The following is a 10,651-nucleotide window of genomic DNA, read 5'->3' as shown; positions in this document are numbered from 1 at the left end:
TTTGTGTGCAACACAAAAGATTAAGCAAGTATCTTGACACATCCCGTCAGATCTTAAGTTAACCCTCGCTTTCATTGATAAGTACCTTGTTAATTAATTACTTTAATGACCAATTGGAGATATGAATGCCAGCCGTTAGGTTTCCAGAATAGCTTGACGGCATATTTATCTCTTTTGTTTTATTATTCTTCTTCTTGTCACTAGCGGCCGGTCATTTGCGGGTTTTTCACCATTTGTGATACGGCCCTTACGATCGGGTACGTTATCCGTTTTTTGTGGATGGCTTCGTATTGGCTTCGGGTCGGCTTCGGAGATTCATCGGTGCTTGGTCGGTGCTTGGTCGTGCCGGCTTCGGGATTTTTCCAAGCAAGTACCGACCAAGCACCGATGAATCTCCGAAGCCAACCCCTGGCCATCCGCAGGAAATCTGCCAGCAAGGTGTTCGGGCGCCACCCCTGCAGGGTCACCGGCAAATGAAGTAAGCTGACCCCAATCATCACATGGCCGGAACGGTCATTTACACCTCCGACAAAGCGGTATCCCTGGCATATAAATCAGCAATTTATATATATTTGGAAACAGGTATACTGCAATGGAACGATATGATTTTTTCAAACGATTTCACGACATCAGTGTAACGGACTATCATTTGCTGACTGATTGTCTGAAAACCAAATCGTTTAAGAAAGGCGACTTCATTACTGTCCCCGGACAGATTCAACGGAAGCTCTACTTTGTAAAAAGCGGTGTCCAGATGGCTTACTTTGACACAGGCGATAAGATCTATACGCTTTCCTTTACCTATTTTCCATATCTCTGCGCCATCGCTGAATCTTTTTCCTTTCAGGTGCCCTCGAAATATTTTTTAGTTTGTTTGACTGACAGCGAACTGGAGTACATCACTTATGATCAGCTACAAAAACTGATCGATCAATCGCAACAAATAGAACGCCTCTTCCGGCGGATGACCGAAGCCATGTTTGCCGGCATGATTGACCTGCATATTGAACTGCGTGCGCTTAGCATTGAAGAACGATACAAGACGTTTTGCCGAAAAAGTCCCCACCTGCTCCAACTGGTGCCGCATAAGTACCTCGCTTCCTATCTGGGCGTTGACCCGACAAATTTTAGCAGACTGTATAACAACGTTACGTTTTAGTGCCTGTCCGAAAATTGACAACTTGGTGTAGACCAAGATTTGTCTGTCAGTAAGTTTTGACCTTTGTAAGGAATTAAACACTTAATCAAATGGACAAAACAAAAATCATGGCAGTCAATGAACAAACAGCCGACTCAATAACGGAAACCGCCGGAAACTATGCAAACGTCAATGGATTACAACTCTATTATGAAGTACATGGTCAAGGGGAGCCGCTCCTGCTGCTCCCAGGTGCAATTTCCGGAATCGGTACAGCATTTGGAAAGTTAATCCCCTTACTCGCCGCACAAAGACAGGTTATTGCTATTGAATTTCAGGGATATGGCCATACAGCCGATATTCCTGGACGCCCCCTTTCATATGAGCATTTTGCAGATGATGTGATTGAATTACTGCGCGTTCTGGACTTGCCAAAAACAGATATTTTTGGCTATAGTACCGGAGCAGGGGTAGCTTTACAGGTTGCTATGCGTAGGCCTCACCTAGTCCGTAAACTCATATTGGCTTCTGTTAGTTACCAGAGCAAAGGGCGTCACCCGGACCTTAAAACCCTCTTCAATCCGCAATTCATGCAGGAAGCATTGAAGGATAGCCCATATGAAGTTGAATACATGCGGACTTCCAAGACACCCGAAGACTGGTCGGCACATCTCGCCAAGGTAAGGACATTTGAACAACACACGCAGGACTGGTCGGCAGATGAAATCAGTCATATTAAGGCTCCTGCCTTGATTATAGCCGGAGATGCGGACATCATTCAACCTGAGCACGTCGTAACGCTGTACCGATTATTTGGCGGTGGAAGCTTAGGTGAATTGTCAATGCCTGCCTCACAGCTCGCCATATTGCCGGGAACAATGCATACGGCATTGACACAAAAAACAGATCTATTAATGGCGATGATTCCCAACTTTCTTGATTTTTAATAATGGGGCATTTCACAGGTGAGACCAACCTAGGGGTTGTTTTTGAACGCGCTGTCATGACTGCCTGCTGGTTTAGTTGTCAAAAAATCACAGGGACATGAAGCTATCCAGGTTGATTAACCTGCCCTGCTTCTGAATCTGCTAATACAAGTATATTTCCAATTGATGTGTTCACCCTGGCTTTTTCAATAACAAAACCTGGCTTTGCATCCCATTGAATGAAGATACTTAATTTAAAATGCAGAAAGCCGCTTGGCAACAACCGGATAGAGCAACAACAATAATATTCCGATCAATAATGAAAAGACAATGTAATTGATTGATAGTCCGCTTACGTCGTAAATATTCACTGCGCTGATGAGTCCATAACTCGCAAATGAAGTCACGATATAACTGCCCCCGCTGGTAACACCACCAGACAATCCCGCCATTGCCGGAAACCGTGTCAGGCAATAAGTAAAATAGCTATTATAGATATATCCCATCAGAAAATGCAGTAATGCGACAAACACCATCATGAAAATGAGATCTTGAAAATATGGTGCTGTTACGTACATAATAACAGCGATCCCCAGCTGCAATACTAATCCATCCCGCAGCTTCCGAAGCAACGACTTCCCGATCAGCCATTTGCTGGACAACCCACCCGCAAGCAGAGCCAAGCCAGACACCAATGCGCTGTTTCCCGTCTGCAGAGCGGTATAATGAAAGTGATTTTCAATAATAAACGGTGCTGACATGTTAAATACAATGATCATTGAATAACTCAGCCCCAATACCAAGATACCACAACTAAAATCCCGGGCAGTCAGCAATTGCCGGTAGCTATTTAGGATAGCCGATAAATGGAATGGCCGTGGCTTCCGTAATGTCTCACTGCTGAAAAGCCCCTCCAGGACCAGCAAAGCCAGTGCATAACATCCGAGGAAATAAAAGTTGGACCGCCATCCGAAAAAGTGTTCCAGGTAGCCCCCTAAGAAAGGGGCTAATATAGGCGCTGCCGACCAAACAATAGAGAGCAGACTTGTGTAATGCCGCTGTCTTTCCCCTTCATACACATCAATAAAATAGGACCGCTTGGCCACCATGATTACGGATATCAGGAAACCCTGAAAGACACGTAGTATCAGTAGCCATTCAATGCTATTGAGTTGCGTAATCCACAGGTTGGTCAGCGCAAAAAGCGCTAGTGCCCCCATGCCCAGCCGGTATCTTCCAAAACTGTCTACCAGACTCCCAACAAAAAGCTGGGAAATTCCATAGCTGACCAAGAACACCGTCATGGTTAAACGTACGTTCGCCGCGGTAGTATGCAATCCCTCCACCATTTGAGGGAACGAAGGAATGTAAATATCAATAGCAAGTCCTGATATCGGGATCAATAAAAACGCCAGCACGGTAGATACACCAGATTGTCCTTTGATTTTTTGCATAACTGAATACCTGAATAAGTAGCAAAATTAACGGACAGACAATCTCACACTGGTACCCGATTCAAATTATTTTATACAAAAATCAAACATGGTCATAATACATTTTTCCGGTACCGGCCCGGCCGCTCGCCCGTATGTTTCCAAAAGAACTGTGAAAAATGCTGAACATATTCGAAGCCCAGGCTGTTACCTATCTCCGAAATATTCCAGTCCGAATTTTTCAACAGATCCTTTGCCTCTTCCAGCACCCGTTCACGGATCAGGCGGCTGGTGGATTTACCTGTCAGCTTCCGGACCGTATGATTTAAATGATTCACATGCACATGTAATAACAAAGCGAAATCACCCGGATTTTTAAATCGGAGTACACTATCCGGTGCATCGATGGGAAACTGGCCGTTGAGCAGCTGCAAAAAACGGGACACAAGCCGATCCGGTCGTTCCGATCTTTCATCACCCTGGATGCGGGCTTTCGCGAAACGGATCACGGTATTGAAAATCAATTTCAAAAAACTCAACATCAACTCCTTCTTATATGGCAATGAGCTGCAATACTCTTTCTCCATCAGCTGAAAGTAGCCGTAAAGTGAATGATACTCCTCACTGGACAACAATAAAAACGGAAACAGCCGATCGCCAAGTACGCGTTGTACTTTTATAAATTCGCGCTTTAGGTCCGGCGTAAGATACTGTTCATTAAAAACACTTAGATATCCATCCTGGGCCTCACGATAAAACTCGAACCCCATCTTAATGTCCGGATCTGTAAAACAGACGACCGGTTGATCAACGGTCACCTCTCCTTCGTCAGTGCGGAACACGGCGCCTCCGGTAGAGAGACAGACTTTGTAGTAATCCCTGCGATGGAACGGCAAAGACCGTAAACTGTTCTGCCGCTTCAACACATTAAAATGCTGCGACTTTCCACCAGAACTGATCAGATCGTCGGGCACCATCCGCCCGGTGGATTTGTAATATTGGATAATGGTTTCCAAGAATTCCATGTCACGAATATACAAAATTCAAACATTAGCAAGAGCGACTTAATCTATGTATCGACTTTACCGGGTATTAGCGTTACCTGGCGAACCCAAGAAGCGACGTAGTTTGATCTGCAACAAAAAAAAAGCAGTGTTGAAAAATAATCCCGAATTCACAATTAATAATCCCTAATCCACAATATACATCTCAGTGAAAATTGTTAAAAATATCCCGCCCTAATCCCGAAAAAAGTATAAATATCTGGTTATACGATTGAAGAGGGTAAAAAAGGGTATATTCGAAGGCATATCAGGGCATTATTGATCGATTATCCAATCAATAGGAAAAACAAAAGGATATGGCTGCTGAAATCATTAAAAACATCGCCATTATCAACGGACGTATACAGGCGGCCTGCAACAACTGTGACAGGAATCCTAGGGAAGTAAAATTGCTGCTGGCAACGAAGACGGTCTCGGCGGAACGTATTAAGGTGGCATTGACGGCAGGGTATACACTAATAGCGGAAAATAAGATACAGGAAATTAAGGAAAAGCACGAGGCATTAAAGGACATCCCGCATAACAGTCATTTTATCGGGCACTTACAGACCAATAAAATCAAGGACCTGCTAGCATATGATGTTACCTGTCTTCAATCGCTTGACCGTTTTGAGCTGGCCGCGAAGCTGAACCAGCGACTTCAGGCTAAAAACAAAACAATGGAAGTCCTCATCCAGGTAAACACCTCCTTTGAGGAAAGTAAATTTGGTGCTGCACCCGACGATACCATTGGATTGGTGAAACAGGTGGCCCAATTGGAAGCATTGAAAATAAAAGGATTAATGACTATTGGCGTGTTTAGTGCAGATACCGAAAGCGTGCGTAAGTGTTTCCGTTTACTCAAAAGCATTCAACAGCAAATTACCGCATTGAATATACCTAACGTCGAAATGAAAGAGTTATCAATGGGTATGAGCGGCGATTTGGAAACGGCTATCGAGGAAGGAGCTACCATCATCCGGGTCGGCACTGCCATCTTCGGGCAACGGTCGACACCGGATCGTTATTATTGGGATGAAACCGCCAGAAGTTAAAACGGATAGAACGATGCAAGTCCATTTTGTGCAGCATGAAATTTTTGAAGCGCCAGGAGCTTATCTGACATGGGCAAGGGAGCGAAGTCACACGGTCACCTTTTCAAGGGTATACGAGTATGATCCTCTACCCCGGACCGTAGAAAATCTGGATTTGCTCATTGTGCTCGGCGGACCACAAAGTCCAACCACTACATTGACAGCATGTGCGCATTTTGATGCAAGGGCCGAAATCAGGCTAATACAGCAATGTATCCAGGCCGGGAAAGCGGTAATAGGCGTCTGCCTGGGATGTCAGCTTATCGGTAATGCCCTTGGAGCAGTATTTGAGCGCAGTCCTGAAAAAGAAATCGGTGTTTTCCCCATTGAGCTTACACCGCATGGATTAGCGGATAAAAAAATCTCCCATTTTGATTCTCCACTTCTTGTAGGACATTGGCATAGCGATATGCCCGGATTAACTGCGGAAAGTAAGGTGTTAGCCAAAAGTATAGGCTGTCCAAGGCAAATAGTGGCTTATACTGATTTGGTATATGGTTTTCAATGCCACATGGAATTCACTTCGGACGTAGTGGAGTTGTTGATCGCTGAGGAAGTCGATTTCCTAACGAAGAATACAACACATCCATTTGTTCAAAAACCAGAACAGATCCGTCATCATGATTATCGCAAAATGAACAACCAATTATTTTTGTTTTTGGATAAACTGGCTGCGGAGTACGGGGCAATATGACCGGGTGAATTATTTGAAGTACCCGAAGCTATGCAGAAACTTGGTGAAATTTCTATTCAAAAACTTCGTTATACAGTTTACTTTATAACAGTTATAAATTAAGAAAACTAAATTCGACGACTACGAATATAGCAAGCTGGTTTTGACTGGCAGCATTTAAGAACAGAGAAAGCCATTGGGTGTATGCCTGTAACGACACAAATCAGCCAAAAAAGCACAAGATAATGACTTCTTCCTGGGTAAACCGAGAGGCAATCGCTATTTTTGGCCACAATGGCGAGCATTGGCGTTCGTTGTATTATCATTGATACCGGTAAACCTTATGGAAACACCTCTTACATTACCGCAGCTATCCGCGGAAGAGCAACGGGTACTGGGTGCCTTAATGGAAAAGGCTAGTACTACCCCTGAATATTACCCGTTGACACTAAACAGCCTGGTTACAGCCTGTAACCAAAAGACATCACGTAATCCGGTGGTTAATTACGATGATGACACGGTAATGGCTACGCTGGATTCGTTAAAGAAAAAAGGACTTGTTGCCACGGTGACCGGCGGTTCCAGCCGCGCAGTAAAATACAGGCATAATTTTGCCGTGGTGTATCCCGTACTTCCGGCTGAAGTGGCAGTCATCTGTCTGCTGCTGCTACGCGGCCCTCAGACATCGGGTGAGCTCAATGCACATATCGGAAGAATGCATGCGTTTGAAACATTGGACGAGCTGCAGTCATTATTGCAACAACTGGCCAACGCTTCTCCGGCCTATATCAAGCAGTTAACCAAACGGCCGGGCCAGAAAGAAGGTCGATATGCCCACTTATTGGGCGACATCAAAATTCCCGAAACCGATACGGAGCCAGGTTCCGTACCGAACGGCGTAGAAATGCGGCTGGCCACGGTAGAAGCTGAATTAGCCGCGTTGCGTGAAGAGTTTGATCAGTTGATGCGGCAGTTGTCCTGAATGTTTGTCCGCCTAGAGATGACCTAATCTTTTGGATTTCAGCCAAAAACTTCGGAGAAAAAAACCAAATTCCGTTCGTGTTTGTTATATTTACATATAAAATTACAAATCAACCCTTCTGTTATGGATACGACACCAGCAAAATACGAACGCATACTGATTGCGACCGATGACAGCGACTGTTCGAAAAAAGCATTGCAGCACGGATACAACCTCGCAAAGGCCATGGGTGCGGCTGTTGCGTTAGTACATGTCATTGAACCGGCGGCACCAACCAATTATGGCGCTGACCCGTTAATGGGGCAGCAACCGATCATTATTCCGGAAACGACGGAAATACAGGAGGAGAATTCCAGATCGATGCTGGACGAAATAAGTAAAAAATTTACCGGAATTACGGATATCGTTACATTCAGCCGGATTGGCACACCCAAACAGGAAATTCTTGACTTGGCAGGAGAATGGGCGGCCGATCTTATCATCATGGGCACGCATGGCCGAACCGGATTTGATCATTTTATATCGGGAAGCGTATCAGAAAGCGTAATCCGGAAAGCCAATTGTCCTGTCTTGGTTGTCCCTGGCAAATGCTGAACTTATTTTTATCCCTTAATAAGAAGCGCCGTCCGGACATGTATCCGGACGGCGCTTTCTGTTAATCCAGCCTGCAGGTGGTTATTCGTTATGTAACCACGCCTTCTTGGCTAACAATTCCTCTTCCGTTTCCCGTACGTCTTCATCGTCTACGCAGCAGTCAACGGGACATACCGCGGCACACTGCGGTTCATCGTGGAAGCCAACACATTCCGTACATTTATCTGAAACGATGTAATAGATTTCATCGGATATCGCCGCCTGTTCCTCCTCTGCATCCAGGGTAGTGCCATCACCAAAATCAATAACACCGCTTAATCCGGTTCCCTCTGAGAACCGCCAGCTTACACCGGCATCATAGATTGCGTTGTTTGGGCATTCCGGTTCGCACGCGCCGCAGTTGATGCATTCATCTGTTATCTTAATTGCCATTTATTTCCTTTCAATAGATGATAAAAAACAAAAAACTTATTTTTGTGCCTGATCGAGTAAAAGATATTTGACTATGGGATTAGTCGTCTTTTTCGAACAGCCCTATTTATAGGATGCAAATATACAACAATTATTACGTAATTCCGGTCCAAAAAAATTAGATTTTGACAAAGAAACAACGAATCGAAGCCTTTACCCGTTTAGGAGCATACCTCCTATCGACTGATCCACACTTGCAGGAGGTGTTGGAAACCGCAGCATCACGCAATCCCTGGTTTACCCTGCCGAATGTGCAGCATGCCGTGAAGGCAATTGCGGCAAATCTGTCCGAAGCGCAACTGGGCGACTGGCTGGCCCCCTACCCATTCGATGGCGACACCAACCAGACGGTCGGCCTGATACTGGCAGGCAATATTCCTTTAGTTGGTTTTCATGATATCCTAAGCGCACTCTGCGCCGGCTATCGGATACAGGTCAAACTGGCAGCTGCCGACCAGCAGCTCACCACGCATCTGCTTGAACAATTACAGGCCATTGAACCACGTTTCCGCGACAGGATACAGCTAACGGAGCGTCTTAAGGACTTTGATGCCGTAATTGCAACCGGCAGCGACAATAGTGCGCGATATTTTGAGTATTATTTTGGCAAGGTCCCCCACATTATCCGGAAAAACCGCAATAGCGCCGCGGTGTTAACGGGAAATGAAACCGCCGATGAATTGCAACGGCTGGGGCACGACATTTTCGATTTCTTTGGATTGGGTTGCCGGAATGTATCCAAGCTCTTTTTACCTAAGGGGTATGACATTGCACTTTTCTTCGAAGGTATCGCCGTATTCTCGGGGGTTATTGACCATCATAAATACCGGAATAATTACGATTACAACAAATCCATCTACCTGATCAACGGCGACCCGCATTATGACAATGGATTCCTCTTGGTGAAACGCGATGCGCGCACCGCTTCTCCCCTTGCCGTATTATATGAAGAGGAATATGAAACGACGGCGGAATTGCACACACGGCTATCGGCCCTGGCACCGCAGCTGCAATGCATCGTCACCGGCGGAACGCTCCCGGTACCAACACCCGTGTTTGATTTCGGCCGCAGCCAGCAACCGGAATTAAACGATTACGCCGACGGCGTGAATACACTTGATTTTCTGGCTGCCCACCGAGGTTACCCCGGCGGAGAGCACTCGGCAAAACGTTGATTATCCGGCCAAATTATACTAACTTTGCGGTCACATGTATGTCATTAAAGTTAAAGGGGTGGCAAAAATACCGGACTACGTTCAGCTCCGGGATGATGCCTTTACATTACTCGCCTACTTCAGGGTTGACCGGCCGGACAAATCGCTGGAAAAACTCGGACTGGGCGATAAGATAACCCAGATTATGGAAATTGTAACGGCATTACCCTTTGGACAGATTAAGAAATTAGATTTATAACATATGATTGGCGAGACGGTAATCACACTCAAAAACGTAGACATCTACCAGCCCAAGCACCTCGTGCTCTCAAATGTCAACCTCAAGATCGATAAAGGTGAGTTCGTATTCCTTATCGGACAAACCGGGAGTGGCAAAAGCAGTCTTCTGAAAATCATTTACGGTGACCTGCATATTGCCAGCGGCGAGGGAATGGTGGCGGGGTTCGACCTGAAGAAGCTCAGTGAACGTGACGTACCCTACCTGCGCAGGAAACTGGGCATCGTATTCCAGGATTTTCACCTGCTCACCGATCGTACCGTGGAAAAAAACCTCGAATTTGCCCTACGGGCTACGGGATGGAAAGATAAAGCATTAATCAAAAACCGAATGCTTGATGTTCTTGAAAAGGTAGGGCTTCGTTCCAAGCTAAAGAAAATGCCGCACGAACTATCGGGCGGCGAACAGCAGCGCGTGGTCATTGCCCGGGCTCTGTTGAACAATCCCGAAATCATCCTGGCCGACGAACCAACCGGGAATCTCGATCCGGAGACCTCCGAGGAAATTGTGTTATTGCTGAAAGAAATCAGCCGGGGCGGCACTGCCATCCTCATGGCAACACACGATTACCAGATTATCCGTAATATGCCATCGCGTATTGTAAAAACGGCCGACGGTGCACTGCATGACAATGTCACCATCACGGCTTCATGAAAACGCTGACAAATCCTGAAACCATACGTCAATTTGTAAGCTTAATAAACCAGAAAACTGACAGGCTGGCGGTATTTTCCCATTGGCAATGAAATTGAGGCAGGGGCACAAGACTTGATTAGTGAATTGATATGGCACAAAAGAAAAACAGAAACGACGAAAACGACCATAGGAACGAAAATGAGTTCATT

The 10,651-nt window shown here is 45.6% G+C and carries 13 protein-coding genes; 9 read left to right on the top strand and 4 right to left on the bottom strand.

Annotated elements, in window-relative coordinates:
- Window positions 1–200 precede the first annotated feature (200 nt).
- The gene (locus ABWO75_RS12210; RefSeq protein ID WP_353185924.1) at window positions 201–497 is read right to left on the bottom strand and encodes a hypothetical protein; all 297 of its coding nucleotides are present in this window, start codon (window positions 495–497) and stop codon (window positions 201–203) included.
- 95 nt (window positions 498–592) lie between these two features.
- Between ABWO75_RS12210 and ABWO75_RS12205 the strand changes: the two genes are divergently transcribed.
- Window positions 593–1,159, top strand: a complete 567-nt coding sequence (locus ABWO75_RS12205) for a Crp/Fnr family transcriptional regulator (RefSeq protein WP_353185922.1) — start codon at window positions 593–595, stop codon at window positions 1,157–1,159.
- 89 nt (window positions 1,160–1,248) lie between these two features.
- Window positions 1,249–2,085 (top strand): alpha/beta fold hydrolase, encoded by an 837-nt coding sequence (locus ABWO75_RS12200; protein ID WP_353185920.1) that lies wholly within the window; start codon window positions 1,249–1,251, stop codon window positions 2,083–2,085.
- A 233-nt stretch (window positions 2,086–2,318) separates the two neighbouring features.
- Here the strand turns inward: ABWO75_RS12200 and ABWO75_RS12195 are convergent, their stop codons facing one another.
- Together ABWO75_RS12195 and ABWO75_RS12190 are read right to left on the bottom strand one after the other, a co-directional pair.
- Window positions 2,319–3,518 (bottom strand): MFS transporter, encoded by a 1,200-nt coding sequence (locus tag ABWO75_RS12195; protein WP_353185918.1) that lies wholly within the window; start codon window positions 3,516–3,518, stop codon window positions 2,319–2,321.
- Between the two features lie 92 nt (window positions 3,519–3,610).
- Window positions 3,611–4,522, bottom strand: coding sequence for a helix-turn-helix domain-containing protein (locus tag ABWO75_RS12190; RefSeq protein WP_353185916.1), 912 nt, complete (start codon window positions 4,520–4,522; stop codon window positions 3,611–3,613).
- 335 nt (window positions 4,523–4,857) lie between these two features.
- On the opposite strand from ABWO75_RS12190, the gene ABWO75_RS12185 reads away from it, so the two are divergent.
- The 4 genes from ABWO75_RS12185 (at window position 4,858) to ABWO75_RS12170 (ending at window position 7,883) form a co-directional block, all read left to right on the top strand.
- Window positions 4,858–5,595 carry a YggS family pyridoxal phosphate-dependent enzyme gene (locus tag ABWO75_RS12185; protein WP_353185914.1) on the top strand — a complete coding sequence of 246 codons (738 nt, stop codon included), beginning with the start codon at window positions 4,858–4,860 and terminating at the stop codon, window positions 5,593–5,595.
- Window positions 5,576–6,328, top strand: a complete 753-nt coding sequence (locus ABWO75_RS12180; RefSeq protein WP_353185912.1) for a glutamine amidotransferase-related protein — start codon at window positions 5,576–5,578, stop codon at window positions 6,326–6,328. The genes ABWO75_RS12185 and ABWO75_RS12180 overlap by 20 nt, the downstream gene beginning before the upstream one ends.
- A 322-nt stretch (window positions 6,329–6,650) precedes the next feature.
- Window positions 6,651–7,289 (top strand): YceH family protein, encoded by a 639-nt coding sequence (locus ABWO75_RS12175; protein WP_353185910.1) that lies wholly within the window; start codon window positions 6,651–6,653, stop codon window positions 7,287–7,289.
- 123 nt (window positions 7,290–7,412) lie between these two features.
- The gene (locus ABWO75_RS12170; RefSeq protein WP_353185908.1) at window positions 7,413–7,883 is read left to right on the top strand and encodes a universal stress protein; all 471 of its coding nucleotides are present in this window, start codon (window positions 7,413–7,415) and stop codon (window positions 7,881–7,883) included.
- Between the two features lie 81 nt (window positions 7,884–7,964).
- Here the strand turns inward: ABWO75_RS12170 and ABWO75_RS12165 are convergent, their stop codons facing one another.
- Window positions 7,965–8,315, bottom strand: a complete 351-nt coding sequence (locus ABWO75_RS12165; protein ID WP_257656706.1) for a 4Fe-4S dicluster domain-containing protein — start codon at window positions 8,313–8,315, stop codon at window positions 7,965–7,967.
- Between the two features lie 164 nt (window positions 8,316–8,479).
- Here ABWO75_RS12165 and ABWO75_RS12160 point away from each other — a divergent pair, with 164 nt between their 5' ends.
- Genes ABWO75_RS12160 through ABWO75_RS12150 form a run of 3 tightly spaced genes read left to right on the top strand, consistent with a single transcriptional unit; the run spans window position 8,480 to window position 10,460 of the window.
- A complete protein-coding gene (locus tag ABWO75_RS12160; RefSeq protein ID WP_353185906.1) occupies window positions 8,480–9,529 on the top strand; it encodes a uroporphyrinogen-III synthase in 1,050 nt (349 codons plus the stop codon).
- A 34-nt stretch (window positions 9,530–9,563) separates the two neighbouring features.
- Window positions 9,564–9,767: a fructose-6-phosphate aldolase gene (locus tag ABWO75_RS12155; protein ID WP_257656708.1), complete on the top strand. Its 204-nt coding sequence runs from the start codon at window positions 9,564–9,566 to the stop codon at window positions 9,765–9,767.
- A gap of 3 nt (window positions 9,768–9,770) precedes the next feature.
- The gene (locus tag ABWO75_RS12150) at window positions 9,771–10,460 is read left to right on the top strand and encodes a cell division ATP-binding protein FtsE (protein WP_257656709.1); all 690 of its coding nucleotides are present in this window, start codon (window positions 9,771–9,773) and stop codon (window positions 10,458–10,460) included.
- The last annotated feature ends 191 nt before the right edge of the window (window positions 10,461–10,651 follow it).

The sequence above is a fragment of the Parapedobacter lycopersici genome, assembly GCF_040395035.1.
Lineage (GTDB): Bacteria > Bacteroidota > Bacteroidia > Sphingobacteriales > Sphingobacteriaceae > Parapedobacter > Parapedobacter lycopersici_A.
Note: the sequence above shows the minus strand (reverse complement) of the source record. Positions and strands in the feature narration are given on the sequence as shown.